Origin of the sequence: Bradyrhizobium paxllaeri, from assembly GCF_001693515.2 — a bacterium.
In the GTDB taxonomy this organism is placed as follows: Bacteria; Pseudomonadota; Alphaproteobacteria; order Rhizobiales; family Xanthobacteraceae; genus Bradyrhizobium; species Bradyrhizobium paxllaeri.
Map to the genome: position 1 here is coordinate 557,408 of NZ_CP042968.1, position 26,415 is coordinate 583,822.

A 26,415-nucleotide genomic window follows, 5' to 3' on the forward strand; every position below is an offset into this window, starting at 1 on the left:
CCGCCCGGAGGACGCAGATCAGGCTTCCTTGAATCGATAGCCGACGCCGTACAACGTCTCGATCATCTCGAAATCGTCGTCGACCACCTTGAACTTCTTGCGCAGCCGCTTGATGTGGCTGTCGATGGTGCGGTCGTCGACATAGACCTGGTCGTCATAGGCGGCATCCATCAGCGCGTTGCGGCTTTTGACCACGCCGGGCCGGGTCGCCAGCGCCTGCAGGATCAAGAATTCCGTCACCGTCAGCGTCACAGGCTCGTTCTTCCAGGTGCAGGTGTGACGCTCCGGGTCCATCCGCAACAGGCCGCGGTCCAGCGCGCGCGCATCCGGCTCCTTCGGCACCGCGGTCGGATCCTTGGGCTGGCCGCGGCGGAGCACGGCCTTGACGCGCTCGACCAGGAGGCGCTGCGAGAATGGCTTGCGGATGAAATCGTCGGCACCCATCTTGAGACCGAACAATTCGTCGATCTCTTCATCCTTGGAGGTCAAAAAGATCACCGGCAGGTCGGACTTCTGCCGCAGCCGGCGTAGCGTTTCCATGCCGTCCATGCGCGGCATCTTGATATCGAGGATCGCGAGGTCTGGCGGCGAAGTGCGGAAGCCGTCCAGCGCCGAGGCACCATCCGTGTAGGTCATGATGCGATAGCCTTCGGCTTCGAGCGCGATCGACACGGAAGTGAGAATGTTGCGGTCATCATCGACCAGGGCGATTGTGGGCATGAGCCTGCTTTCGAATAAGAGAGTGGCTTAAACGGCGGGCACTTCAGCCAGACGCCGCATAAATGGGCTTCGTACACGGTCAACGAGCAATGCAAGCTGGGCTGAACTATGACCGAGTTCCGCAAAACGCCCCCAGGGAGACGCACCGTCCCCCATATAGCACCCTGTCTAGCCGAGAAAAGGCCCTTTTTGCAATAAGATGGCCGGAAAGAAACCATGCAGCCGACCGCAAATTTTGACGCTTCCAAGCTCGCTCGTTCGCTGCTGCGGCGCAGCCGGCAGGGCGCGCTCGCCACGCTTATGCCTGAAAGTGGCGACCCCTACTGCTCGCTCGTTAACGTTGCGAGCCATGCCGACGCCTCGCCAATTCTGCTGGTTTCGCGGCTCGCGCTGCATACGAAAAATCTCCTCGCCGATAGCCGAGTATCGCTGATGCTGGACGAGCGCGCTGCCGGCGACCCGCTGGAAGGTGCGCGGATCATGCTGGCGGGCCGGGCCGAGGAGGCCACCGGGGAGCCCGCGAAAATCCTGCGCCGGCGCTATCTCAATGCCCATCCCTCCGCGGAAGCCTTCGTGGATTTCAAAGATTTCTCGTTCTTCCGGATCGCCCCGTCGGGTCTGCATCTGGTCGCCGGCTTCGGCCGCATCATCGATCTCAAGCCGGCGCAGTTTCTGACCGAGATCGGCGATGCCGCCGATCTGCTGGAAGCCGAGCAGGGCGCGGTGGAGCACATGAATGAGGATCACCGCGAGGCGATGAACCTCTACGCGACCCGACTGCTGGGCGCCGAATCCGCCGATTGGCGCTGCACCGGCTGCGACCCCGACGGCATGGACATGCAGGCCGACAGCGCAACGTTGCGGCTGGATTTCCCGGAGCGCGTCACCAGCGCGATGGCGCTCCGCAAGATGCTGGTGCGGCTGGCGGGCGAGGCGCGGGCCAAAGGCTGACGAAGGGCGCACAAGGGTTAACGCCAGCCAATAGCGAACGCGGATTTGAACGGGTGCGGAAGTTTCCGCGACCTAATGCAGACCTGCGCGTAGTTGACCAGCGAAAGCCCGCATGAAATCCCGCAATCGATTGATATTTTCCGTGTGCCTGGCGCTGTTGTCGGGCACGTGCCTCTCCACGCCATCGCTGGCGCAAAAGGGCGACCTCGCCGCGGTCAGCGCCAAGGTCAACGAACTCGGCCGCGCCGGCAAATATGCGGAAGCCGTGGCGCTGGCGAAGGAACAGGTGGAAAGCCTCGAAAAAAGATTCGGTCCTTTGAACCGTGAGGTTGGCGCGGCGCTGAACAATCTGGCGCAGGCCTACGGCAATCAGGGCAGGGATGGGGAGGCGGAGCCGTTGCTCAAGCGATCCATCGCGGTGCTGGAAAAGACGACCGGTCTTGAATCGCCGGAGATCGCGGCTGCGCTGACCAATCTGGCGGCGCTGTACCAGCGCCAGCAGCGCTATGCCGACTCCGAGCCCTTGTTCAGGCGCGCGCTGTCCGTACGTGAGAGGTCGCTACCTGCCGGTCACCCGGATATCGGACAATCTCTCAACAATCTGGCGACGCATTACGAGAAGCTCGGCCGCCATGGCGATTCCGAACCGTTGTTCAAGCGGGCGCTGGCGATCTACGAAAAGGCGGCAGGCCCGGAGCATCCCGCGGTGGCGACGCTTTTGAACAATCTCGGCCAGGTCGCCAAGGTCCAGCGCCGCTATGCCGAGGCCGAGCCGCGGATCAAGCGATCGCTGGCGATCCGCGAAAAAGTGCTGGGCCGCGAACATCCCGATGTCGCGCGCTCGCTCAACAATCTTGCCGATCTCTATGAGCGGCAGGGCCGCTACGCCGAGGCGCAGCCGCTGTTCGAGCGCGCCTTGGCGATCCGCGAACGCGCCGTCGGGTCCGATCATCCGGATACCGCGACGTCGACCAACAATCTGGCCTCGTTCTATCAGGCCTCGGGTCGTCCCGGCGAGGCGCTGCCATTGGTGCAGCGGCTGATCGGAAGCGGACGCGCGCAACCCCGCGCCGCGCTTCCGGTACTGGCGGATGCGGAGCGCCAGCATCTGGTGCCGCGCGACAAGGCCGTGAACGATATGCTCAGCGTGATCCAGCGCGGCACCCAGTCCTCGGTTGCCTCGGCCGTGAACAAGCTGGCGGTGCGGCTGGCCGCGGGAAGCGATCGCCTGTCCGAACTGGTGCGCCGCGATCAGGATCTCGCTTCTGAATCGGAAGCCCTCGACAAGTCGATCGTTGCAGCGGTCTCGAAAGAGCGCTCGAAGCGCGACGCCGCTTCCGAGCAGCGCGCCCGCACCCGGCTTGCCGCTGTCGCGACCGAGCGGGCGTCACTGCAGAAGACGTTGTCGGCGGAATTTCCCAACTACGCCGCGCTGTCGAATCCATCGCCGATGACGGTGAAGGAGATCCAGTCGCTGCTGTCGGAAAACGAAGCGCTGGTGCAGTTCGCCGTCACCGAGGTGGAAAGCTACGTCATTGCCATCACCCGCGAGAGCTTTGACTGGAAGCCGATCCCGCGCGGCGCGGAAACCTTGTCGCAGCAGGTGGCCGCGTTCCGCCGCGGGCTGGATCTCGGCAAGGCGAACGATGCCTCCGGCAAATCCGGGCTGTTCGATCTCGCACTCGCCAATGAGCTGCACGGGACGTTGCTGGCGCCGGTCGATGCGTTGATCAAGGACAAGCCGTCGCTTCTGGTGGTGGCGTCGGGCGCGCTGACGGCGCTGCCGTTCCATTTGCTGGTGACCGAAAAGCCGGAGGCCGCCATCCCCGAGACATTCGAGGGCTATCGCGATGCGGCCTGGCTGTTGAAGCGTCAGGCGGTCTCGATATTGCCGTCGGCCGCGAGCCTGAAAGCGCTGCGGGTGTTCGCGCGCAAGGAGCAGAGCACCAAGCCGATGACGGGCTTTGGCGATCCCATTTTCAATCCCGCTGCAAAGCCTGCCGATGGCAATCGTTCCAGGACCGCCGCGCGCAGCCTCGCGAGCGGCGCCTACACCGATTTCTGGCAGGGCGCCGGCGTCGATCGCGCGCGGCTTTCGGATGCCTTGGCGCAACTGCCCGATACCGCCGATGAGCTCAACACGATCGCCAAAAATCTCGGCGTGGCGGCGGCCGACATTCATCTCGGCGAAGACGCCAGCGAAACCACGCTGAAGCGCACGCCGCTCGCCGATTACGGCATCGTCTATTTCGCCACCCACGGCCTCGTCGCCGGCGACGTGAAAGGGCTTGCCGAACCGTCGCTGGTGCTGAGCATTCCGAGGCAGCCGAGCGAATTCGATGACGGCCTGCTTACGGCAAGCGAAGTCGCGCAGTTGAAGCTCAACGCCGATTGGGTGGTGCTGTCAGCCTGCAACACCATCGCCGGCGACAAGCCCGGCGCCGAGGCGCTTTCGGGACTGGCGCGATCTTTCTTCTATGCCGGCGCGCGGGCGCTCTTGGTGTCGCACTGGGCGGTCAGTTCGGAGGCCGCCACGCGGCTATCGATATCGACCTTCGACCGCCTGAAGGGCGATCCCAAGCTCGGGCGCGCCGAGGCGCTGCGGCAGGCCATGCTGGCCTATCTCAACGACCCGTCCTCGCCGCGCAATGCCTATCCGGCGTACTGGGCGCCGTTTGCGTTGATCGGAGAGGGCGCCACGCGCTGAAAAATTTCGATGGTGCGACGCAACAATTCCGACCTCTGCCGCGTTGAGACGGATGGTCGCGCAACCATGGCGGCAAACGAACAAGAAGCGCCGCAGCAAGCGATTGATGCAGATCAACCGCCCTTGCCTGCATAAACCAATTCGCGTGGATCGGCTTGGCAAGCCCGGCGTTCATCAGTATTAGGTCGCCGGACCGAGGCCGAAAGGCTATATTCACAGAGGTCACCGCGACAGAGCGCGTCAAGCGACAAGCGCGCGACGAGTGTAACGCGGGTTCGAGGAGGAGTCTTCGTGCAAGAGACGGGTCTACGCAACGGTGCCTTCGGCGCTGACAAATTCGGCTTAAAAAATCTCAAGACGGTGCACTGGAATCTCGGTGCGCCGCAGCTTTATCAATACTCACTCGCGGCAGGCGAGGCCGTGCTGTCGGCGGACGGCGCGTTGTGCGCTGACACCGGCGAGTTCACCGGCCGCAGCCCCAAGGACAAGTTCACGGTTCGCGATGGGACCACCGACAAGAACATGTGGTGGGCCGGCAACCAGTCGATCACCTCGGAGCAGTTCTCGGCACTCTATACCGACTTCCTCAAGCATGCCGAAGGCATGACGCTGTTCGCGCAGGATCTCTATGGCGGCGCCGATCCGAGCTTCCAGATCAAGACCCGCGTGTTCACCGAGCTTGCGTGGCACTCGCTGTTCATCCGCACGCTGCTGATCCGCCCCGAAGTTTCGGCGCTGCGCGATTTCGTGCCTGAACTCACCATCATCGACTTGCCGAGCTTCCGCGCCGATCCGAAACGTCACGGCGTGCGCTCGGAGAACGTCGTCGCGATCGATTTCGCCCGCAAGATCGTCCTGATCGGCGGGTCTTATTATGCCGGTGAGATGAAGAAGTCGGTCTTCACCACGCTGAACTATTATCTGCCCGCCAAGGGCGTGCTGCCGATGCACTGCTCGGCCAATGTCGGGCCCAAGGGCGACACCGCGATCTTCTTCGGGCTATCCGGCACCGGCAAGACCACGCTGTCGGCCGATCCGAACCGCACGCTGATCGGCGACGACGAGCACGGCTGGGGCAATGATGGCGTCTTCAATTTCGAAGGCGGCTGCTACGCCAAGTGCATCAAGCTGTCGAAGGAAGCCGAGCCGCAGATCTTTGCCGCGAGCAACCGCTTCGGCGCCGTGCTGGAAAACGTGGTGCTCGGCGAAGACAACCGGGTGCCCGATTTTGACGATGGTTCGAAGACGGAAAATACCCGCTCGGCCTATCCGCTCGACTTCATCCCGAACGCTTCGCGTACCGGCCGCGCCGGCCAGCCGAAGAACGTCGTGATGCTGGCGGCCGATGCCTTCGGCGTGTTGCCGCCGATCGCCAAGCTTTCGCCGGCGCAGGCGATGTATCACTTCCTGTCCGGCTATACCGCGAAGGTCGCGGGCACCGAGCGCGGTCTCGGCAACGAGCCGCAGCCGGAATTCTCCACCTGCTTTGGTTCGCCGTTCCTGCCGCTCGATCCTTCCGTCTACGGCAACATGCTGCGCGAGCTGATCGCCAAGCACAATGTCGATTGCTGGCTGGTCAACACCGGCTGGACCGGCGGCAAATTCGGCACCGGCAGCCGCATGCCGATCAAGGTGACGCGTGCGCTGCTCACCGCGGCGCTCGACGGCTCCTTGCGCAACGTCGAATTCCGCACCGACAAGTATTTCGGTTTCGCGGTACCGACCGCGCTGCCGGGCGTGCCGAGCGAGATCCTCGATCCCGTTAACACCTGGAAGGACAAGGCCGAGTTCGACAAGACCGCGCGCGCACTGGTCGGCATGTTCCAGAAGAACTTTGCCAAGTTCGAAGCCCAAGTCGACGCCGAAGTCCGCGCCGCCGCGCCGGACACCAAGCTCGCGGCGGAGTAACTGCATCGGATCATCCGAGAACGACGAGGGCGGCCGCGAGGCCGCCCTTTTCGTTTCAGGCGGCACTCTGCGTTCTCGCCTCGATAGAGGCAAACATCGTGGCGCGCAGTTCCAGCAGCGCCCGCCGCAAATGCGTCTTGACGGTATTGGCGGGAATGCCGAGCCGCTTCGACAGGTCGTGGCGGCTCTTGTCCCTGAGATACGCCTGCATGATCAGCTGGCGCTTGTGTTCGGGTAGTCGCGCGAACGCCGCCAGCGCCTTCGGACGCAGCCGCGCGAGATGGATTTCGTCGACCGGATCGGGATCGCTCGACGCGAACGCGGCGATCTTGTCCTCCGCTTCGAGCGCCTCGAGCTGGCGTTTCCGTAAACTGTCGATGGCGCCATGCCTGACGATGGTCGCCATCCAGGTCATCGGCGAGGCGATCGCAGGATCGTAGCTTGCGGCGTGACGCCAGATCTTCAGATAGCTCTCCTGCAGCACATCCTCGGCCAGCGCCCGGTCCCTCAGGACGCGAAGGGCGATGCCGAGCAGCTTGGCGTGGGTGAGGCCGTAGAGCCTTGCGAAGGCGGATTTGTTGCCGCCAGCGACGTCCGCGAGCAATTGCAGAAGAAGCGCTCTGCCGTCCTGTTGTCCGGTCGTACCCTGCGGCGTCGCGTTCACCATGGTTTCCCCAACTCGATTTTCTGACCACCTGCTCGCAAACATCCCGCGTTGAGCAGGCCTTATCCCGCCAGTACGGATGGCCCGCAAAAAAAGTTTCGGCCCCCGGGGCACCGGCGATGATTTTTTGGCCGCCGGCGGCAACGCCTGCTTTGAAACCTCGGCCCGTTGAACCGTAGCTTCCTGAGCCCTATAGTTCGCGAGGAACAGCCACCCTTGATTGTGCATCCGGCCTATCCCGCTCAGAATGCGACAGATTTCCGAGGACGATTTGGGGCAGGTGCTCAGGTCTGTCGCCCAAGGCGACCGGGCGGCGTTTCGTCGGCTCTACGAGCAGACAGGCCCGACGCTATTCGGGATTTGCAGTCGGATGCTGCGCGACCGCAACGCCGCCGAGGACGCCTTTCAGGAGGCGATGCTGCGGATCTGGCAAAAATCCTATCTGTTCGATCCCGCCAGAGGCGGTGCCATGAGCTGGATGGTGACGGTTGTGCGTCGGGTGGCGCTCGACCGGCTGCCGGCGCGGCGGACAGCGCCGGTATCGCTGACCGACGAGAGCGTCGTGGCCGTGCTCGAAGCGCTGTCAAACCAGGTGCCGTACGATCCCGCGCTGGCGCCGGACTTGCGAAAGTGCCTCGGCCTTCTGGAACAAAACTACCGGCAATCCGTGCTTTTGGCCTACTATTACGGCTTGAGCTACGAGGAGCTGGCCGCGCATTCAGCCGTTCCGGTTGGAACGATCAGGACCTGGATTCACCGTGCTGTTGAGAAGTTGCAGCTATGTCTAAGCCAGTGAACCCCGGGGCCCACGATGCCGCCGAATATGTCCTCGGGCTGCTCGGCGAGGAGGCGAGAAGCGCCTTCGCGCAGCGACTGAAAGCGGACGAAGCGCTGCGGGCCCAGGTCGAATATTGGGAGAGCATGTTTGCCAATCTGCCGGCGGGAGAGGCCGAGCCGCCGCCGTCAGGGCTGTTCGAAAAGATTCTTGGCCGGATCGAGGGTGCGGGCGCCGACCTGCCGGGCACCGTGACCAAACGCGCGGGGACGGCGAACTGGTTCGAGGTCAGCCCGGGCATCCAGGGTCGTTTGCTGCACGTCGATCGCGCGCAGAACCGGCAACATCTGTTGATCCGGATGGCGCCCGGCGCGTCCTATCAGCCGCACGCGCATGACGCCGACGAGCACACGCTTGTCATCGAAGGCGATCTCTCGTTCGGCGATCTCAATCTGAGGGCAGGCGACTTCCACGTCGCGACGCCGTCATCCTCGCACCCGCCGGGACGCACCGTGAATGGCTGTCTGGTGCACGTCATCATGAGCCTCGATCAGCGCTAGAGTTAGCCGCCCGGCGCAGAGCCGTTGCCCGGTAACATCGCATTGCTCGGCGTCCGCCGGTCGGTGATTTGCAATCCGAACAGGCTGCCGATCAGCTCGACGGCAACGCGCGCGGTGCGGCCGCGCTCGTCGAGGAACGGGTTGAGCTCGACGACATCGACCGAGCGCACCAGCCCGGAATCGTGCAGCAGCTCCATGATCAAGTGCGCCTCGCGATAGGTCGCGCCGCCCGGCACCGTGGTGCCGACGCCGGGGGCGACCGTGGGATCGAGGAAGTCGACGTCGAAGGAAACATGCAACACACCGTTCCGCGCCCGCACGCGTTCGATCACCTTGCGGATCAGGACGCCGACGCCGAACTCGTCGATCGCGCGCATGTCGGCGATCGCGACGCGGCGCTCGAACACCAGCTTCTTCTCCTCAGGATCGATCGAGCGGATGCCGAACAGGTCGAGCTGGTCCGGGCCGATCGAGGCGCGGGGCGTGCCGCCGAGCAGATCGTCGAGGCCGCCTTCGCCGCACAGGAACGCGGCCGACATGCCGTGCATGTTGCCGGTCTCCGTCGTCTGCGGCGTGTTGTAGTCGGCGTGGGCATCGACCCAGAGCACGAACAGCGGCCGGCCCTGTTCCTGCCAATGGCGCGCGACGCCGTTCACCGATCCCATCGACAGCGAATGATCGCCGCCCATGAAGATCGGAACGGCGCCCGAACGCGCCAGCGCATAGGAACGTTCGCTGAGTGCGCGAATCCAGCCCTTGATCGTGTCGTAATATTTGGCGTTCGCGGGCGGCGGTCCTTCGGCGGGAGCAGGGCCGGGCTTGGCCATGTTGCCATGGTCCTCGACGGCAAAGCCGAGCTGATCGAGGATGCGGCCGATCCCCGCGGTACGCAGCGCATCCGGTCCCATCAGGGTGCCGAGTTGCGAGGCGCCGATTTCGATGGGAACGCCGAGCAGGGCGATGCGGGGAACGTTGGCGTCGGACATGCGGCCGCCTTTCGATAGAGCCGTAGGGTGGGCAAAGCGAAGCGTGCCCACCCTTTCCAGGTAACGATCGGATACATGGTGGGCACGGCGCTGCGCGCCTTTGCCCACCCTACGCCACTACGCCTTGAAATAAGCGATTTGCGTCGTGGTTGCGAGCAGGCGCCCCGAGGGTGACCACAATTCGCCGTGCTGGTCGCCGTAACTCCTGTGGAAAATCCGGGCGTCGGCGGCCGCCAGCACGTGCGTGATGTCCTCGCCCGCCAGCTCTTCCGACGCGGTATGAAAATACGTGGTGATTGACACCGTGCCGAATGGAACAAGTTCCCGCCGCGCCAGAAACACCCGGCCGAAGAAGGCATCCGACATCGACATCAGCGACAGCATGTCGACCTTTCGCGGCACGCGGTCGCCGATCCACTGCTTGGAGAAGGCATCGAGCGGCTCCGCCGCGGGCGAGCCGTAGAAACTCGGCTCGCCCTCGACAAAGCGGAAATCATACTGGTGCGTCCAGGTCATCGGCGTGTTCGGAAACGAGCGTGCCTGCGCGAACGGCGCGGCGTCCGGAAATTTCACCTGCTGGTGCGACCATGACGGCCGGCGCTCGGCGAACACAGCGGTCGCCAGCGTCGCAACGTCGCCGCCGCTCTGCGTCATCTCCACGCACCAGTGCTGGCTCGAACGGTTGGCCTTGACCAGCCGTACGTCGAGATCGAAAGCGCCTTCCGCCACCGGCGCGCAGAAATTCACGGTAAGTGACAACGGATCGCCCGCCCGCTGCGGATGCTCCATCAGCGCGCGCAGGATCGTCGCTGCCGTGCAGCCGCCGAACGGGCCGACAAAGGCCCAATAGTCCGGGCTGGTCTTGCCCTGCCAGCAGCTATCGCCGGCGGTTACCCGTGTTGCGTCGTCGAAGAGGTGAGGGGATTTGGTGAGCATGGGACCTTCCGTCGTTGCGAGCGTAAGCGAAGCAATCCAGAGGCGACAAAGCAAGTGTGGATTGCTTCGTCGCTTGCGCTCCCTTGCACAAACGCTTCGCGTTTGTCGCAGGCAATGACGCCGTTGCTATCACGGCCCTTTCGCCGAATTCAATGACGCCAGAGGTAGTGGCCTCCGCCGTCATGGCCGAGCTTGACGACTGCTCGCTACCGCGTCGCCCCGCGCTGGGCCTCGGCCTCCGGCACCGGCGCAGCCCGCACTGGAACGTGCCAGATATCCTCGGCATACTCCCGGATGGTGCGGTCGGAGGAGAACCACGGCATCCGCGCCACGTTGAGAATCGAGGCGCGGGTCCAGGCCGGTATCACCCGCCAGCGGGCGTCGACGCCGCGCTGCGTCTCGTAATAGGAATCGAAGTCGGCCGAGACCATGTAATGGTCGAGGTAGCGCAGCGCATGGCCGATGGAAGCGAAGCGGGCGGGATCGTCGGGCGAGAACGCGCCGCTCTCGATCGCGGTGATGGCCCGCGCCAGCCGCGGCGAGCGACGGATGATATCGCTCGCATCCAGCCCCTGCTTGCGCCGGATCATGACGTCGCCGGCCTCCAGGCCGAAGATCGCGATGTTTTCCGCGCCGACGTGGTCGCGGATTTCGATATTGGCGCCGTCGAGCGTGCCGATGGTCAGGGCGCCGTTGAGCGCCAGCTTCATGTTGCCGGTGCCGGAGGCCTCCATGCCGGCGGTCGAAATCTGCTCGGAGAGATCGGCGGCCGGAATGATCACCTCGGCGAGGCTGACATTGTAGTCGGCAAGGAAGACCACCTTCAGCCGTCCCGCGACATCAGGATCGTTGTTGACGACTTCGGCGACGTCGTTGATCAGCTTGATGATCAGCTTGGCGTAGCGGTAGCTCGCCGCCGCCTTGCCGGCGAAGATTTTCACCCGCGGCACCCAGTCGCGCTGCGGCTCATCCTTGATCGCCTGGTACAGCGCGATGGTCTCGACGACGTTGAGCAATTGCCGCTTGTATTCGTGGATGCGCTTGATCTGTATGTCGAACAGCGCCGACGGATCGATCTTGGTACCGAGGCGCTCGTTGATCACCCGCGCCAGCGCCACCTTGTTGTGGTGCTTGACCTCGCGAAAGCGCTGCTGGAAGGCATTGTCGCTGGCGCGGGCCTCGAGGCGCTCGAACAGGGAGAAATCGTCGAGCACGGCCTCGCCACAGACCTCGCGCATCAGGCCGGTCAGCTTCGGATTGGCCAGCATCAGCCAGCGACGGAAGGTGATGCCGTTGGTCTTGTTGGTGATGCGGCCGGGATAGAGGTGGTTGAGATCGTGGAACACGGTCTCCTTCATCAGGTCGGAATGCATCGCCGAGACGCCGTTGATGCGGTGCGAGCCGACGAAAGCGAGCTGTCCCATCCGCACCCGGCGGCCACTTTTCTCGTCGATCAACGAGACCGAGGCGCGATATTCGATGTCGCCCGGGCAACGCTGATCGGCCAGCGCCAGATGCGCGGCATTGATGCGGTAGATGATTTCGAGATGCCGCGGCAGCAGCCGCTCGAACAGTTCGACCGGCCAGGTCTCCAGCGCTTCCGGCAGCAGCGTGTGATTGGTGTAGGACAGCGTCGCCACCGTGAGCTTCCACGCTTCGTCCCAGCGGAAATTGTGCAGGTCGACCAGGATGCGCATCAACTCGGTGACGGCGAGGCTCGGATGGGTATCGTTGAGCTGCACCGCGACCTTGGAGGGGAGATTGCGCAACTGTCCGTCAGACGCGAGGTGCCGCTTGACCAGATCCTGCAGCGAGGCGGAGACGAAGAAATATTCCTGCCGCAGCCGGAGTTCACGCCCGGCCGGGCTCTCGTCGTTCGGATAGAGGAATTTGCAGATCGATTCTGCGCGCGCTTCTTCGGCAACCGCGCCGAGGTAATCGCCGGTGTTGAAGACGTCGAGCCGCAAGGGATCGGGCGAGCGGGCCGACCACAGCCGCAGCGCGTTGACGTGCTGGCCGCGCCAGCCGACGATCGGCGTGTCGTAGGCGACCGCTTGCACGGTTTCCGCCGGACGCCAGGTCGCGCGGTCGCGCCCGCGGTCGTCGACATGATCGACATGGCCGCCGAAGTGGATGTGATAGACCACCTCGGCCCGCTGGAATTCCCAGGGGTTGCCGAAACTCAGCCATTCGTCCGGATATTCCTGCTGCCAGCCATGCGAAATGATCTGGCGGAACAGGCCGAAATCGTAGCGGATGCCGTAGCCGATGGCGGGAACGGCCAGCGTCGCCATGCTCTCCATGAAACACGCCGCGAGCCGCCCGAGGCCACCATTGCCGAGCGCCGCATCCGGCTCGCATTTGCGCAAATCGTTCAGGCCGACGCCGAGATCGCCGAGCGCCGTCTCGAACACCGGCAACAGGCCCATATTGTTCAACCCGTCGGTGAACAAGCGGCCGATCAGGAATTCGAGCGAGAGATAATAAACGCGCTTGCTGCCGGCGTCGTAGCTCTCCTTCTCGGCCGTCAGCCAGCGGTGCACGATGCGGTCGCGCAGCGCCAGCGCGGCCGCCTTGTACCAGTCGCGCCGCGTCGCCATGCCCGCGTCCTTGCCGATCGCAAGACGGAGCTTGGCGAGAATGGCGCCCTTGATCTCGGCCAGCGCCAATTCGTCGACCGGCTGCCCCGGCGCCGGATAGTTCCCCGGGAATTGTTCCTGCAACACGTTGATTCCTGCAGTTGAGACTCAAGACAAGATAAGCGCGTTGTCCCGCGATCGAAACCACTGGAGCGGTTTGTGCATTGCGCTGGCATGATTTTATGCAAGGACCGGGCCGATTTCGCGGCATCGGCTGCCGGGTTTTGGTGATATAATCGTGGTGCGAAGCCGAGGAGCGCTGGGGTTTCAGTGGCCGGGTGCCAGTGGGCGCGAAGCAGATGCGTGCCGCCAGAACGGAGGCTTGCCATGAGACTGACGATCGAGATCGCCGCCGCTACGCTATTGGTAGTGTGCATCAGCGCGACCAGCGCAGCCTTTGCCGCAGGCAAGGCCGACAAGAGCGCCGACGGCCTGAGCTGCACGTTCAGCGTTGCGCAGGGCGCTTCGCCCGCCGCGCGCTGTGCGGCGATGAAGCGGCAGTGCGGCGGAAAGTTCTACGCCAATTATTGCGGCGACAAGCTGTTGTCGGCGATGTGAGGGATTGAAGGGCCTCAACGGTTCACGCCGCGGCGCCGTCTCGGTCCTGGCGTTCCTCGGCGAGCGCGGGGTAGCGCAGATAAAGCTTCTGCAGCAGCTCGAAATGTAGGGCAGATGACACCTCGTCGAGCGCAGTGGACAGCAATGCCCGATCATCGCCGTCGAGCGTGACTACGATCGCGTTCGCTCGATCGATCGCGTCGGCCGCTTCCAGCAACAGCGACCGGATCTGAATGGCGTCCCGTTCATCGTTCTCGATCCTTTGCCCCAAACCGCAGAAAAACAACCTTTGATAGGAAATATTTTGTCCAACCGCTAGAACAAATTAAGAACACTTTAGCAAGTATCTGATATATCATTGTGATTCGGCGCGTCGCCGACACAACATTTATGGTCTATCCGAGTTTGCGAGGACTACATGTCCACTATCGCCTTCGATCAGTTCGCTCTCACCCGCATCGCCGATTTCGCGCGCTCGCTGTCGCGCCTGCACCAGGCCTCGCGCCGCCAGCTCGTCGACGACGACGCGATCGACCGTGAGTTCAACGCCGTCTGCATGTCGGTGTGGGGTTACACCACGGACGATTTCAGCGACGAATTGTTTTCGATCGAGGACCACGCCTTTCTCGACGGGCTGGATGAAGCGCAGGCGCGCATCTTCGCAGCCCAAGCGGGCTACGATCTCGTCGACGATCAGGGCATGCTGACGGACTGGTGGGGCTATTGCTGGATGATCCTGGCCGAGAAGCGCGGCCTGCTGACGCCGGAAAACCGCGCCGCGGCACGTGCGGCGATCGAAGAAAAATATCTGTCGGCGCCGAACGTGATCGGCGTGATCGTCGGGCGGTGAGTAGTCTTGGTCATTCCGGAATGGTCCGAAGGACCATATCCGGAATCTCGAGATTCTCAGGTGCGCAATTGCGCACTATAATTCGATGCTGGCGCATCGCCCCGGAATGACTACCCCCTAATTCACTTCCGCCCGCTTCGCCGCTTTCGGCTTGACCGTCTTCGGGATGGAAGCCGTCGGCAGATCGGCGTCGCGGCTTGTTTCCGGGAGTGGCGCGTTCGCCGCGACCGTTTCTGCGCTGACCGGTGCGACCTTCATTTCACCGAGCCGGGCGCGGACCTCCGCCGTGAGGCCGGGATAGGAGGCGACGGGCGTGAACTCGGCGGTCTGGTCGGCACCGAGGCGCACGCCCGTGTAGGCGACGAGACCGTCGGTGGTGGCGATGACGTCGCCAGAGCGGAGCGAGGTGTCGAGCGCGAGATCGACCGGCGCAAGCCCGGACGGGCTTCGGCCGTTGCAGGTGCAATCGGCTCTCAGCGCCTTGCGGTAGGCGTAGGCGTTTTCGCTGTCGGCATAGCGCTCGCCGCCGCTCGCGGTCGCATGATCGATGTTGCTGCCGTAAAACACCTTGGTCGCGCTCGCCGGGCAGAAGGCCTGGCAGGTCTGAACCGGCGAAACATTGCCGCGCATGGTCAGCGGAAAATATTTGCCGTCGCAGCTACGCACGCAGAACGCAGGGCCGCCGGAGCCGGCAACGCGCGGCGCCGGTGCGGCCTGGGGCGGCTGATGGTTGCCGAACGGATCGGCGAAGAAGTTGGCCGGCGAAGGGGCCTGCCGCGTCTGCTGCTTCTGGATGCCGCCGAACAGGAAATCGAACAGGCCTTCGGCGGAGACGCTGCCGGGCGTCAGCGTGAGCGCGCCCACAAGGGTCGCGGCGGCCACAAACGTCGCGCGGCGCCGCACGCGCGAAAAAGCCAACTCTGTACGCAACGCCAACTCCACCCAACGCAACAAACGCGCTGAAGCGCGACAGGCTTCAGCCGGGAGTAACCTTAACGGGGGATGGTAAAGGAGCTTTTACCGGCGGCGAGAGGGCCGAAAAGAAATGCGGAGATGCGCGAGGAGCCGCGCTCCTTCCGCGTCATGGCCGGGCTTGTCCCGGCCATGCACGTCTTTCTTACCGCGCTAGTCTTAAGACGTGGATGCCCGGGACAAGCCCGGGCATGACGGCTGTGTGTGCAGAGAGACCGCAATCATCCCTTCAAGAATTCACCCGCTTTGTACAGCGAACGAAACGCGAGGCCGGCCTCGGCAAACGCTTCGGTCGCCCCTTCCTCGCGGTCGACCATGGTGAGCACCAGCACGATCTCGCCGCCGGCGTCGCGCACGGCCTCGACAGCCTTCAGCGCCGAGCCGCCAGTCGTGGTGACGTCCTCGACGATCACGATGCGCTTGCCTTCCAGGGTCTCGCCCTTGGCGAGGCCTTCCACCGCGAGGCGCGCGCCGTGCTCCTTCGGCTTCTTGCGCACGAAAAACGCTGCGATCGGGTGGCCCTTGATCCAGGAGAGCTGCGCGATCGCGCCTGCCAGTGGGACCGCGCCCATTTCCAGCCCGCCGATGAAGTCGAGATTGTCGTCTTTCAGCGCCTCATAGGTCAGTTCCGCCAAGAGCGCTGCGCCTTCGGGGTCGAGCATGGTCGGCTTGAGGTTGAAGTAGAAGTCGCTCTTGCGGCCCGAGGCCAGCGTGATCTCGCCGCGTCCGAACGAGCGTCGGCGGATGATCTCGGCGAGGCGGGCGCGGGAGGCTGATTTGGACAAGGCGGTTTCCCCTGGGGTTTTCAGGCGGGCCGCAATCTATCGGCGCTCTCCGGCACATTCCAGCGCCGATCCAGCGCCGTCAACAGGGCATGGTGTCCTGCGGCGGTCTCGTCGAATGCAGGGACGGCATTCGGAAAGGCCCGTTGTAAGACCCTTTGGTTCCGCGCTACGGGATCGTCAAAGCTTTGCTAGAGGCTCCTCTGGGGGGAAACCGTAAATGACGATCGAACTGCACACCTGGAACACGCCGAACGGCCGCAAAATCTCGGTCGCGCTGGAGGAAATGGGGCTGCCCTACAAGGTGATCCCGATCAACATCACCAAGGGCGAGCAGATGGCGCCCGGCTTCATCAAGATCAGCCCGAACAACAAGATCCCGGCCATCGTCGATCCCGACGGCCCCGGCGGCAAGCCAGTCAGCATCTTCGAGTCAGGCGCGATCCTGCTCTATCTCGGCGAAAAGACCGGCAAGTTCCTGCCGAAGCCGCTGGCCGAGCGGATCCCGGTCTATGAATGGCTGATGTGGCAGATGGGCGGCTTTGGGCCGATGCCCGGCCAGGTGCACCATTTCATCGCGCTGGAGAACGAGACCGACCGCGCCTATGGCCTGAAGCGCTACATGGCCGAGACCCGCCGGCTCTATGGCGTCCTCGACCGGCGGCTGGCCGACCGCGAATTCGTGGCGGACGCGCTGTCGGTGGCCGACTTCGCCATCCTCGGCTGGGCCTGGCGCCACCCGCGCCACAAGGTGGAGCTGAAGGATTTCCCGAATGTCGAGCGCTGGTACAACGCCCTGATGGCCCGCCCGGCGACCAAGCGCGGCATGGAAGCGAAATTGGATTGATGCTTTCCGTCCCGACCGCTCACTGTCGTCGCCCGGCTTAACCGGGCGATCCAGTACGCCGCGGCCTTCCGACTAAGCGAAGTGGTCAATGCCGCGCGAGTTGGGCATCAACCGTGTGCTCTGGAATACTGGGTCGCCCGGTCCCGGCTACGCCAAGGCTTCGCCGAGGCTTTCCCTTTGGGCTCGCCGTAGCTTTAGCGGAGGCGGCAAGCCGGGCGATGACAGCTGTGAACTTGGAGAGAGGGCGGCCTCACGCCCGCTTCGCTTCGAACGCCATCTTCACCGCAAGCCCCGCCAGCACGGTGCCCATCAGCCAGCGCTGCAGCAACAGCCAGCTCGGCCGCGTGCCGAGGAACATCGCGATCGATCCGGCGGCGAGCGCGATCATCGCGTTGACGCTGACGCTGATCACGATCTGGATCGCACCCAGCGCCAGCGACTGCGTCAGCACGCTGCCCACAGCGGGATCGATGAACTGCGGCAGCAGCGCCAGATACAGCATCGCGATTTTCGGATTGAGCAGATTGGTGACGAATCCCATCGCGAACAATTTGCGCGGGCCGTCGACCGCGAGCTTATTCACCTGAAACGGCGAGCGTCCGTTGGGCTTCAGCGCCTGCCACGCCAGCCAGAGCAGATAGGCGGCGCCGGCGAAGCGCAGCGCATCATAGGCATAGGGCACCGCGAACAACAGCGCCGTGATGCCGAACGCCGCGCACAGCATGTAGAACACAAACCCGAGTGCGACGCCGCCGAGCGACACGATCCCGGCCGCGGGCCCCTGCGTGATCGAGCGCGAGATCAGGTAGATCATGTTCGGCCCCGGCGTCAGCACCATGCCGAGCGAGACCAGGGCAAAACCGAGCAGCGTTGCAATGTGAGGCATGGGAGACTCGCGGGAGGGATGGACGCTTACTAGCGCGCACCAGCCGGCGATGTCATTTCGTATATTGCTCCGAGGACATTTCTGTCGGTCGGCAACCACGTCTGTCATCGCCCGGCTTGACCGGGCGATGACGGCATCTCTCAATGCGCCTCTTCCCAATTGTTCGCCGCCCGCGCGTCCACTTGCAGCGGCACCGACAGCACGACGGCCGGGAACGGCGCGTCCTGCATCACGTGCTGCACCACCGGCAGCGTCGTCGCCACTTCTGCGTCGGGCACCTCGAAGATCAGTTCGTCGTGCACCTGCAGCAGCATCTGTGCCGACAGCTTCTTCTCCGCCAGCGCGTCTTCCATCCGCGTCATGGCGCGGCGGATGATGTCGGCGGCGGTGCCCTGCAGCCGCGCGTTGATCGCGGCGCGCTCGTTGAAGGAGCGGACCGAGGCGTTGGAGGCCTTGATGTCAGGGTAGTGGCATTTCCGGCCGAACAGCGTCGTGACATAGCCGTTGGTGCGGCAGAAGTCGCGCGTCTCGTCCATGTAGGCGCGGATGCCCGGAAAGCGCTCGAAATATTTCTTGATGTAGGCGGAGGCTTCCTCGCGGGCGATGCCGAGCTGGTTCGCAAGCCCGAAAGCGGAGATGCCGTAGATGATGCCGAAATTGATCGCTTTGGCGCGGCGGCGCACTTCGCCCGGCATGTCCTTGATCGGCACGCCGAACATCTCGGACGCCGTCATGGCGTGAATGTCGAGCCCGTCGCGGAACGCCCGCTTCAGCACGGGGATGTCGGCGATCTCGGCCAGTAGCCGCAATTCGATCTGCGAATAGTCCGCCGACACCAGCTTGTGGCCCGGCGTTGCGATAAAGGCGCGGCGGATCTTGCGGCCGTCCTCGGTACGGACCGGGATGTTCTGCAGGTTCGGCTCGTTCGATGACAAGCGCCCCGTGGTGGTCGCGGCCAGCGCGTAGGTCGTGTGCACGCGATGGGTCTGCGGATGGACGTATTCCGGCAGCGCGTCGGTGTAGGTCGATTTCAGTTTCGACACCTGCCGCCATTCCAGGATCTTCTTCGGGAATTCGTGGCCCTGTTCGGCGAGCTCGTCGAGGATCTGCGCCGAGGTGGACCACGCGCCGGTCTTGGTCTTGGTGCCGCCGGGTATGCCCATCTTGCCGAAGATGATGTCGCCGATCTGCTTGGGGCTGCCGACATTGATCGGCTCGCCGGCGATCTCCTGCAGCTCGGCCTCGACCCGCGCCGCGGTCTGGGCGAAATCGCCCGACAGCCGCGACAGCACCTGGCGATCAATGGAGATGCCGCGCCGCTCCATCCGCGCCAGCACGGTCACCAGCGGCCGCTCCAGCGTCTCATAGACCGTCGTCATGTGCTCGGCGGCGAGCCGCGGCCTCAGCACGCGATGCATGCGCAGGATCATGTCGGCGCTCTCGGCCGAATAGGCGGTCGCCTTGTCGATCGCGACCTGATCGAAGGTCAGCTTGTTCTTGCCGCTGCCGACGAGTTCGCCATGGCTGATGACGGCATGGCCGAACCAGCGCTCAGTGAGCGACTCCAGCGCGTGCGAGTTGCGCCCGGCATCGAGCGCGTACGACATCAACTGCGCATCGTCGACATTGCGCAGGGTGATGCCGTGCTGCGCCAGCATCACGGCGTTGAACTTGATGTTGAAGCCGATCTTGAGAATGCCTGCGGATTCCAATAGCGGATTCAGCGCCGCCAGCGCGTCGCCGGCCTTGATCTGGTCCGGCGCCAATCCGGCATCGAACAGGCCCGCGCCGCCGCCGGGCTGCTTGTGGGCGAGCGGCACGTAGCAGGCATCGTTCGGCGCCAGCGCCAGCGCGATGCCGCAGATGTCGGCCTGCATCGGATCGTCGGAGTTCGCCTTGGCGTCGATCGCAAATGTGCCGACATCGTAGGCGCGCGCAATCCAGGCCTTGAGCGCATCGAGGCTGCCGATGGTTTGGTACTTGCCGCGGTCGACCGGCAGTTTTCGCAACGCCTCGGCGCGCACGGCGGCGAGCGAGACCGGCGCGCCCTTGTGGCTCGCGGCCTTGTCTTGCTTGTCGGCGCCCTTGTCCGGCGCCGTTTTTCCCGTGCTCGCGGGAGAGGCGCCGGGGGCGTCGAACAGCGTCGCGCCTTCGGCATAGCCTTCCGGCTTCTTGCCTGATGGCGGCACCGCGAAGACACTGGCGCCGCTCTTGTTGCCTGCGTCCGGCTCGATGTCGGCCGGATCGACCTGCGAATATTCGGCGACGCGGCGGGTGAGGGTGGAGAATTCCATCGCCTTGAGGAACGCGATCAGCCTGCGCGCGTCGGGCTCTTGGACCAAGAGGTCGTCGAGCGGCACTTCGAGGTCGACCTTGTCGTCGAGCAGCACCAACTGTCGCGAAATCCGCGCCTTCTCGGCATTCTCGATCAGGGCCTCGCGCCGCTTCGGCTGCTTGATTTCGCCGGCGCGGAACAGCAACTGCTCCAGATCGCCATATTCCACGATCAGTTGGGCGGCGGTCTTGACGCCGATGCCGGGCACGCCCGGTACGTTGTCGGTGGAGTCGCCCGCCAGGGCCTGCACCTCGACCACTTTCTCCGGCGGCACGCCGAACTTTTCGATCACTTCGGGAATACCGATGCGGCGGTCCTTCATGGTGTCATACATCGTGACCTTGTCGGTCACGAGCTGCATCAGATCCTTGTCGGAGGAAACGATGGTCGTGGTCGCACCGCGCTCGCCGGCCAGCCGCGCATAGGTCGCGATCAGATCGTCGGCTTCAAAGCCAATTTGCTCCAGGCACGGCAGGTCGAACGCGCGCACGGCTTCGCGGATCAGCGCGAATTGCGGGATCAGATCGTCGGGCGCCGGCGGCCGGTGCGCCTTGTAGTCGGGATAGAGCTTGTTGCGGAACGTGATCTCGGATTTGTCGAACACGATTGCGAGGTGGGTAGGCCGGTCATCCTCCGGCATGTCGCGCAACAGCTTCCACAGCATGTTGCAGAAGCCGAGCACGGCATTGACCTGCAGCCCGTCAGACTTGCGGTTCAGGGGCGGCAGCGCGTGATAGGCGCGGAAAATGTAGGAGGAACCGTCGACCAAAAAGACATGGTCGCCCTTGCCCGGATTTTTGGCTTGTGCCTTGGCAGGGGTTTTGGCGGGTGCGGGCTTGGCGGCGGCTTTGGGGGCTGATTTCGGCATGGCCGAAATTTAGGGATTTTTGCGCGGATTGACAGCCTTGTGGGACGGTTTTTGAGCCCAATACACACCCCGTCATCACCACACACCTCGTCGTCACCCGCGAAAGCGGGTGATCCAGTACGCCGAGGCGGTCATGTTCAACTGAGATGGCCCGGCGTACTGGGTCGCCCGGTCGAGCCGGGCGATGACAGCAAGGGTGTGTCGAGCAGCCTACTCCGCCGGCTGCAGCGCGGGCCGGGCCTTTTTCGGTGCGATCCAGAATGCGGCCGGCCGCTCGAACAGGAAATCGGCGCGGACCAGCAGCGCCAGCCGCCAGATCAGAATCGCTCCCGCGACACCGGCGACGGTCACGATCAGGGAAACCGTCCCGATATCGGCGATCAGGCCGGTCTTGAGCAGCAGCGTCCGGGTCACGGCCATCGGCAGGAAGAAGGCGAGATAGATGACGATGGAATGCCCGCCACAATAGCGCAGGAAGTTCAGCCACTGTATCCGTGCCAGCAGCGTGCCCATGACGATGATGGCGCATGCGCCCGCAAATCCGAGCGCGAGCGAAACCAGCGGCCATTCGTCAACGCCGGATGCGACCAGCACGCCGTTGACGATCGCCCACAGCGCGAGGCCGGCGAGCGCCAGCACGGGCTTCTCTCGCGAACGATCCGAGAGTGCGAACACGTAAGAAGCAAACAGATAGCCGGAATAGAAATAGACGAAACGTCCGCAGAATTCGTCGATCACGGTCCAGCCGGTCGCGACATGCGCCATCTCCAGCGCCGCGGCTACGATCCAGATCGCGGCTGATGGGAGCTTGCGTGACAGTTTTGTGACGACGAAGAACACCGGCAGCAGATAAATGAACCAGAGCGTGCCGAACGGCTCGATGAAGGTTTGCAGATACAGCATGCCAACATGCTGCCAGCCGCCTTCCGCGGCGAAGCCAGGGGCCTTGAAACCGAACTGAATCGCCACCCACAACAGATAGAAATAGGCGAAATGCACGACTTTGCGGTCGAGATAAGTGCGCCAGTCGCGATCGATCACGACCGCCAGGAACAGGCCCGAAATCAGAAAGAAATCCGGCATCCGGAACGGTTTTGCAAACATCACGAAGGCATGCATGAAACCGGTGTCGCCGGCGGCCTTTTCCACGCCCAGCACCGAATGCATCATCACCACCATGACGATGCAGATGCCCTTGGCATAGTCCACCCAGTCGATGCGGGTGGAGCGTTCGGTGACGGCGGATGTACCGTTTAAGGTCATCGGTGTTCCTTTTCGGCGCGACGTGGCCGCATCTTCGGCCCGATCCGTTGCTTTCTCCTTTATTCATACAAATGACATGCCGACTTACCTCGTTTTTTCCGATTTCCCCTTGGACGAAAAATGCTCTAAGACGCCGACAAAATCGGGATTGGCGTTAACCATACGGGTTGTTTTCATGCGAATCGCCATGATTGGCACGGGCTATGTGGGGCTGGTATCCGGCGCCTGCTTTGCCGACTTCGGCCACCAGGTCACCTGCGTCGACAAGGATGCCGGCAAGATCGAAGCCCTGCGCCGAGGTGAAATCCCGATCTTCGAACCCGGGCTCGATGAACTTGTCGCCTCCAACGTCAAGGCCAAGCGGCTGGACTTCACCACCGACCTGACCGCGCCGGTCGCGGAAGCCGACGCTGTGTTCATCGCGGTCGGCACGCCGTCGCGGCGCGGCGATGGCCATGCCGACCTGACTTACGTCTACAGCGCCGCGCGCGAGATCGCCGCGGTGCTGTCGGGCTTTACGGTGGTGGTGACGAAATCGACCGTGCCGGTCGGCACCGGTGATGAGGTTGAGCGCCTGATCCGCGAAGCCAATCCGTCGGCCGATGTGGTGGTCGCCTCCAATCCGGAGTTCCTGCGCGAGGGCGCGGCGATCCGCGACTTCAAATTCCCCGACCGGATCGTGGTCGGCACCGACGACGAACGCGGGCGCAAGGTGCTCGGCGACGTCTACCGGCCGCTGTCGCTGAACCAGGCGCCGGTGATGTATACGGCGCGGCGCACGGCTGAGCTGATCAAATACGCGGCGAACGCATTTCTCGCCACCAAGATCACCTTCATCAACGAGATTGCCGATCTCTCCGAAAAGGTCGGCGCCGACGTCCAGCAGGTCGCGCGCGGCATCGGCCTCGACAACCGTATCGGCCCGAAATTCCTGCACGCCGGTCCGGGCTTCGGCGGCTCCTGCTTTCCGAAGGATACCCGCGCGCTGGTCAAGATCGCGCAGGATCACGACGTGCAATTGCGCATCGTCGAGGCGGTGCTCGGCGTCAACGACATCCGAAAGCGGGCGATGGCGCGCAAGGTGTCGAATGCCGCCGGCAACTTGCGCGGCAAGACGGTCGCGGTGCTCGGCCTCACCTTCAAGCCCGACACCGACGACATGCGCGAGGCGCCGTCGATTCCGCTGGTCACCGGCCTGCTCGACATGGGCGCGAAAGTGCGCGCGCACGATCCGGTCGGCATGGAGCAGGCGAAGAAGGAACTGCCCGAGATCGCGTATTGCGACGATCCCTATGAGTGCGTGAAGGGGGCGGACGCGATGGTGATCGTCACCGAATGGGTGCAATACCGCGCGCTCGATCTGGATCGAATCAAGGGCGCGATGGCGCAGCCGGTCGTGGTCGACCTGCGCAATATCTACCGTCCCGAGGACATGGCCGCGCACGGCTTTACCTACGAGAGCGTCGGGCGGGCGTCCGAGCCGCTGGTGTAGGCGCACGATGGTAATTTTCGTCATGGCCGGGCTTGTCCCGGCCATCCACGTCTTGTTCTCTGTTGGGCACAAAAGACGTGGATGCCCGGGACAAGCCCGGGCATGACGAGCTGGTGAGACCGTTGCCCCGCACTTTCGACACCCCTCTCCCGATCGACGTGGTGCTCGACGAGCTCGATCGCGCGCTCGCGGCCAACAACACCGCGGTGCTGGTGGCGCCTCCCGGCGCCGGCAAAACCACGCGGGTGCCGCTCGCGCTGCTCGATGCACCGTGGCTGAAGAACAAGAAGATCATCATGCTGGAGCCGCGGCGGATCGCGGCGCGCGCCAGCGCCGAGCGGATGGCGCGGACGCTCGGCGAGCGGGCAGGGGAGACCGTCGGCTATCGCGTCCGCTTCGGCTCGAAGATCTCGCGCGCGACCCGGATCGAGGTCGTCACCGAGGGAATCTTCTCGCGGCAGATTCTCGACGATCCCGAGTTGAACGGCGTCGCCGCGGTGCTATTCGACGAATTCCATGAGCGGTCGCTCGACGCCGATCTGGGCTTAGCGCTCGCCCGCGACGCGCAAACCGGCTTGCGCGAGGATCTACGTATCCTCGTGATGTCGGCAACCCTCGACGGCGCGCGTGTCGGCAAACTGCTCGGCGATGCGCCTGTCGTTGCGAGCGAAGGCCGCGCCTTTCCGGTCGAGACGCGCTATCTCGGCCGCAAGGTGGATGCGCCGATCGAGCGGCAGATGGCGGATGCGATCGCAACCGCGCTGCGCGCCGATCCCGGTTCGGTGCTGGCGTTTCTGCCGGGCGCGGCCGAAATCCGCCGCACGCAGAATTTTCTCGCCGAACGGGTCCATGATGCGAGCGTGGAAATCGTGCCGCTGTTCGGCGCGCTCGATGCGGCCGTACAGGACCGCGCCATCGCGCCGGCGCCGAAGGGAAGCCGCAAGGTCGTGCTGGCAACTTCCATTGCCGAGACTTCACTGACCATCGAGGGTGTGCGCATCGTCGTCGATTCCGGCCTGGCGCGGGTGCCGCGATATGAGCCTGACATCGGCCTGACGCGCCTGGAAACCGTGCGCGCCTCGCGCGCCGCGGTCGATCAGCGCCGTGGCCGCGCCGGCCGTACCGAGCCCGGCGTCTGCTACCGGCTGTGGGACGAGCCGCAGACGGCCTCGCTTGCCGCCTATACGCAGCCCGAAATTCTCTCGGCCGATCTGTCCTCGCTGGTGCTCGATCTCGCGCAATGGGGCGTCCGCGATCCCAGTACATTGGCGTTTCTCGATCCTCCGCCGGCGCCGGCGCTGAAGGAAGCCAATAGCCTGCTGCACGAGCTCGGCGCGCTCGATCCGGACGGCCGGATCACGGCGGAAGGCCACAGCCTGCGGGCGCTGGCGCTGCCGCCGCGGCTGGCGCGCATGATCGTGGATTCGCACCGGCTGGGCGCAGGGGAGGAGGCGGCCGAAATCGCGGCTGTTCTGACCGAGCGCGGCCTCGGCGGTGACAGCGTCGATCTCGATGTCAGGCTCGAGCAGTTTCGTCGCGACCGTTCGCCCCGCGCGTCCAGCGCGCGCAGCCTGGCGCAGCGCTGGGCGCAACAGGTGGTGGCGACAGAGGGGACGCCCGAAGAGGACGCCTCGCCGTCCACCGGCATCATGCTCGCGCTGGCCTTTCCCGATCGCGTCGCGCGCAATCGCGGCAACGGCAGTTTTGTGCTCGCCAATGGTCGCGGCGCCGCTGTCGAGCAGGCCTCGTCGCTGGCTCGCACGCCCTATATCGCCGTGGGTGAACTGACCGGAACGGCAGCGCAGGGACGCATCCTCCTTGCCGCGCCGATTGCGCAAGCCGATATCGAAACGCGCTTCGCCGACCAGATCGAGAATGCGGATGAGATCTCGTTCGATCGCAGCGCGATGGCGCTGCGCGCCCGCCGCAAGCGGACGCTGCACGCGATCACGCTGTCGGAAGCGCCGATGGCGCTGTCGCCGTCGGCCGAGACCGCGCGCATCTTCGCCGCCGGATTGATCGCCGCCGGCCTCGACAAATTGCCATGGTCGAAAGCGCTGAAGCAGTGGCGCGATCGCGTGATGTTCCTGCGCAGGGCGGAGGACGAAAGTTGGCCCGACTTGTCGGATGCGGCGCTCGCAGCCGAATCCGAAAGCTGGCTGGTGCCGGCGCTCTACGACAAGACCTCGCTGAAGGATTTTTCGCCCGGCGATCTCTCCGATGCGCTGATGACGCTGTTGCCGTGGGAATTGCGCGCGCGGCTGGAGCGCGAGGCGCCGACGCATTTCGAGGCGCCGACCGGCACCATGCTGGCGATCGACTACGAGGCCGAGCAGGGGCCGACGATTGCCGTACGCCTGCAGGAATTGTTCGGACTCAACACCCATCCCTCGATCGCCAAGGGCGCGGTGCCGCTGGTGCTGGAATTGCTGTCGCCGGCGCAACGCCCGGTGCAGGTGACGCGCGACCTGCCAGGCTTCTGGCGCGGCAGCTATTCCGCCGTGCGCTCCGACCTGCGCGGCCGCTATCCCCGCCACCCCTGGCCGGAAGATCCGGCGAACGCGCTGCCGACCCGCCGTGTCAAGCCGCGCGGAACGTGAGGCGCTGCTCCCTCGCCCCGCTCTTGCGGGGAGAGGGTCGGGGTGAGGGGCTCTCTCCGCGAAGATAGTGAGAGACGAGTCCGCGGAGAGAGCCCCTCACCCGGCCTCTCCCCGTA

Annotated in this window: 21 protein-coding genes; 10 read left to right on the forward strand and 11 right to left on the reverse strand. The window is 64.3% G+C overall.

The annotated features are described in order from the left end of the window. Positions 1-18: 18 nt before the first annotated feature. A complete protein-coding gene (locus LMTR21_RS02615) occupies positions 19-720 on the reverse strand; it encodes a response regulator transcription factor (RefSeq protein ID WP_027541437.1) in 702 nt (233 codons plus the stop codon). A gap of 216 nt (positions 721-936) precedes the next feature. Between LMTR21_RS02615 and LMTR21_RS02620 the strand changes: the two genes are divergently transcribed. From LMTR21_RS02620 to LMTR21_RS02630, 3 genes are all read left to right on the forward strand, one after another. Further along, complete coding sequence (locus LMTR21_RS02620) at positions 937-1,671, forward strand: HugZ family pyridoxamine 5'-phosphate oxidase (protein ID WP_065751761.1); 735 nt, start codon at positions 937-939, stop codon at positions 1,669-1,671. A 112-nt stretch (positions 1,672-1,783) separates the two neighbouring features. Next, complete coding sequence (locus tag LMTR21_RS02625; RefSeq protein WP_065751762.1) at positions 1,784-4,378, forward strand: CHAT domain-containing tetratricopeptide repeat protein; 2,595 nt, start codon at positions 1,784-1,786, stop codon at positions 4,376-4,378. Positions 4,379-4,669: 291 nt separating this feature from the next. Further along, the gene (locus LMTR21_RS02630) at positions 4,670-6,286 is read left to right on the forward strand and encodes a phosphoenolpyruvate carboxykinase (protein ID WP_065751763.1); all 1,617 of its coding nucleotides are present in this window, start codon (positions 4,670-4,672) and stop codon (positions 6,284-6,286) included. Between the two features lie 55 nt (positions 6,287-6,341). On the opposite strand, the gene LMTR21_RS02635 is transcribed toward LMTR21_RS02630, so the two are convergent. After that, positions 6,342-6,950 (reverse strand): RNA polymerase sigma factor, encoded by a 609-nt coding sequence (locus LMTR21_RS02635; RefSeq protein WP_210250551.1) that lies wholly within the window; start codon positions 6,948-6,950, stop codon positions 6,342-6,344. Between the two features lie 370 nt (positions 6,951-7,320). On the opposite strand from LMTR21_RS02635, the gene LMTR21_RS02640 reads away from it, so the two are divergent. Both LMTR21_RS02640 and LMTR21_RS02645 read left to right on the forward strand, forming a co-directional pair. Continuing rightward, on the forward strand, positions 7,321-7,746 hold the full coding sequence (locus LMTR21_RS02640) for a sigma-70 family RNA polymerase sigma factor (RefSeq protein ID WP_246175029.1): 426 nt from the start codon (positions 7,321-7,323) through the stop codon (positions 7,744-7,746). After that, on the forward strand, positions 7,731-8,285 hold the full coding sequence (locus tag LMTR21_RS02645) for a cupin domain-containing protein (protein WP_084030498.1): 555 nt from the start codon (positions 7,731-7,733) through the stop codon (positions 8,283-8,285). The genes LMTR21_RS02640 and LMTR21_RS02645 overlap by 16 nt, the downstream gene beginning before the upstream one ends. Before the next feature lie 2 nt (positions 8,286-8,287). On the opposite strand, the gene rocF is transcribed toward LMTR21_RS02645, so the two are convergent. The 3 genes from rocF to LMTR21_RS02660 form a co-directional block, all read right to left on the reverse strand. Next, positions 8,288-9,271 (reverse strand): arginase, encoded by a 984-nt coding sequence (rocF, locus tag LMTR21_RS02650; RefSeq protein WP_065751767.1) that lies wholly within the window; start codon positions 9,269-9,271, stop codon positions 8,288-8,290. 117 nt (positions 9,272-9,388) lie between these two features. Next, the gene (locus tag LMTR21_RS02655) at positions 9,389-10,207 is read right to left on the reverse strand and encodes an acyl-CoA thioesterase (protein ID WP_065751768.1); all 819 of its coding nucleotides are present in this window, start codon (positions 10,205-10,207) and stop codon (positions 9,389-9,391) included. Between the two features lie 206 nt (positions 10,208-10,413). Further along, positions 10,414-12,939, reverse strand: coding sequence for a glycogen/starch/alpha-glucan phosphorylase (locus LMTR21_RS02660; RefSeq protein WP_141688187.1), 2,526 nt, complete (start codon positions 12,937-12,939; stop codon positions 10,414-10,416). Between the two features lie 234 nt (positions 12,940-13,173). Between LMTR21_RS02660 and LMTR21_RS02665 the strand changes: the two genes are divergently transcribed. Beyond that, positions 13,174-13,404: a hypothetical protein gene (locus LMTR21_RS02665; protein WP_065751769.1), complete on the forward strand. Its 231-nt coding sequence runs from the start codon at positions 13,174-13,176 to the stop codon at positions 13,402-13,404. A gap of 22 nt (positions 13,405-13,426) precedes the next feature. Here LMTR21_RS02665 and LMTR21_RS02670 read toward each other — a convergent pair whose 3' ends face one another. Beyond that, positions 13,427-13,621, reverse strand: coding sequence for a hypothetical protein (locus LMTR21_RS02670; protein WP_141688188.1), 195 nt, complete (start codon positions 13,619-13,621; stop codon positions 13,427-13,429). Positions 13,622-13,822: 201 nt separating this feature from the next. Here LMTR21_RS02670 and LMTR21_RS02675 point away from each other — a divergent pair, with 201 nt between their 5' ends. After that, the gene (locus LMTR21_RS02675) at positions 13,823-14,254 is read left to right on the forward strand and encodes a hypothetical protein (RefSeq protein WP_065751771.1); all 432 of its coding nucleotides are present in this window, start codon (positions 13,823-13,825) and stop codon (positions 14,252-14,254) included. 117 nt (positions 14,255-14,371) lie between these two features. Here the strand turns inward: LMTR21_RS02675 and LMTR21_RS02680 are convergent, their stop codons facing one another. Continuing rightward, entirely contained in the window at positions 14,372-15,184 is an 813-nt protein-coding gene (locus LMTR21_RS02680) for a DUF2865 domain-containing protein (protein ID WP_246175035.1), read from the reverse strand. 263 nt (positions 15,185-15,447) lie between these two features. Then, complete coding sequence (gene pyrE, locus LMTR21_RS02685) at positions 15,448-16,011, reverse strand: orotate phosphoribosyltransferase (RefSeq protein ID WP_065751773.1); 564 nt, start codon at positions 16,009-16,011, stop codon at positions 15,448-15,450. A 217-nt stretch (positions 16,012-16,228) separates the two neighbouring features. Here pyrE and LMTR21_RS02690 point away from each other — a divergent pair, with 217 nt between their 5' ends. Next, a complete protein-coding gene (locus tag LMTR21_RS02690; RefSeq protein WP_065751774.1) occupies positions 16,229-16,855 on the forward strand; it encodes a glutathione S-transferase family protein in 627 nt (208 codons plus the stop codon). A gap of 250 nt (positions 16,856-17,105) precedes the next feature. On the opposite strand, the gene LMTR21_RS02695 is transcribed toward LMTR21_RS02690, so the two are convergent. The 3 genes from LMTR21_RS02695 to LMTR21_RS02705 all read right to left on the reverse strand — a co-directional run bounded on the left by LMTR21_RS02695 (position 17,106) and on the right by LMTR21_RS02705 (position 22,207). Next, positions 17,106-17,741 (reverse strand): LysE family translocator, encoded by a 636-nt coding sequence (locus LMTR21_RS02695; RefSeq protein WP_065751775.1) that lies wholly within the window; start codon positions 17,739-17,741, stop codon positions 17,106-17,108. 140 nt (positions 17,742-17,881) lie between these two features. Continuing rightward, entirely contained in the window at positions 17,882-20,944 is a 3,063-nt protein-coding gene (polA, locus tag LMTR21_RS02700) for a DNA polymerase I (RefSeq protein ID WP_065751776.1), read from the reverse strand. A 210-nt stretch (positions 20,945-21,154) separates the two neighbouring features. Beyond that, positions 21,155-22,207 (reverse strand): acyltransferase family protein, encoded by a 1,053-nt coding sequence (locus LMTR21_RS02705; protein ID WP_065751777.1) that lies wholly within the window; start codon positions 22,205-22,207, stop codon positions 21,155-21,157. Positions 22,208-22,382: 175 nt separating this feature from the next. Between LMTR21_RS02705 and LMTR21_RS02710 the strand changes: the two genes are divergently transcribed. Together LMTR21_RS02710 and hrpB are read left to right on the forward strand one after the other, a co-directional pair. Next, the gene (locus LMTR21_RS02710) at positions 22,383-23,699 is read left to right on the forward strand and encodes a UDP-glucose dehydrogenase family protein (RefSeq protein ID WP_065751778.1); all 1,317 of its coding nucleotides are present in this window, start codon (positions 22,383-22,385) and stop codon (positions 23,697-23,699) included. 122 nt (positions 23,700-23,821) lie between these two features. Next, positions 23,822-26,299, forward strand: a complete 2,478-nt coding sequence (gene hrpB, locus LMTR21_RS02715) for an ATP-dependent helicase HrpB (protein ID WP_065751821.1) — start codon at positions 23,822-23,824, stop codon at positions 26,297-26,299. Positions 26,300-26,415 lie beyond the last annotated feature (116 nt).

Coding starts and splice junctions, on each gene's coding strand:
- LMTR21_RS02710 (WP_065751778.1), top strand. CDS start 22,383: ATGCGAATCGCCATGATTGGCACGGGCTATGTGGGGCTGGTATCCGGC.
- LMTR21_RS02675 (WP_065751771.1), top strand. CDS start 13,823: ATGTCCACTATCGCCTTCGATCAGTTCGCTCTCACCCGCATCGCCGAT.
- LMTR21_RS02705 (WP_065751777.1), bottom strand. CDS start 22,207: ATGACCTTAAACGGTACATCCGCCGTCACCGAACGCTCCACCCGCATC.
- rocF (WP_065751767.1), bottom strand. CDS start 9,271: ATGTCCGACGCCAACGTTCCCCGCATCGCCCTGCTCGGCGTTCCCATC.
- LMTR21_RS02655 (WP_065751768.1), bottom strand. CDS start 10,207: ATGCTCACCAAATCCCCTCACCTCTTCGACGACGCAACACGGGTAACC.
- LMTR21_RS02645 (WP_084030498.1), top strand. CDS start 7,731: ATGTCTAAGCCAGTGAACCCCGGGGCCCACGATGCCGCCGAATATGTC.
- LMTR21_RS02620 (WP_065751761.1), top strand. CDS start 937: ATGCAGCCGACCGCAAATTTTGACGCTTCCAAGCTCGCTCGTTCGCTG.
- LMTR21_RS02695 (WP_065751775.1), bottom strand. CDS start 17,741: ATGCCTCACATTGCAACGCTGCTCGGTTTTGCCCTGGTCTCGCTCGGC.
- LMTR21_RS02640 (WP_246175029.1), top strand. CDS start 7,321: ATGCTGCGCGACCGCAACGCCGCCGAGGACGCCTTTCAGGAGGCGATG.
- LMTR21_RS02625 (WP_065751762.1), top strand. CDS start 1,784: ATGAAATCCCGCAATCGATTGATATTTTCCGTGTGCCTGGCGCTGTTG.
- LMTR21_RS02615 (WP_027541437.1), bottom strand. CDS start 720: ATGCCCACAATCGCCCTGGTCGATGATGACCGCAACATTCTCACTTCC.
- LMTR21_RS02690 (WP_065751774.1), top strand. CDS start 16,229: ATGACGATCGAACTGCACACCTGGAACACGCCGAACGGCCGCAAAATC.
- polA (WP_065751776.1), bottom strand. CDS start 20,944: ATGCCGAAATCAGCCCCCAAAGCCGCCGCCAAGCCCGCACCCGCCAAA.
- LMTR21_RS02665 (WP_065751769.1), top strand. CDS start 13,174: ATGAGACTGACGATCGAGATCGCCGCCGCTACGCTATTGGTAGTGTGC.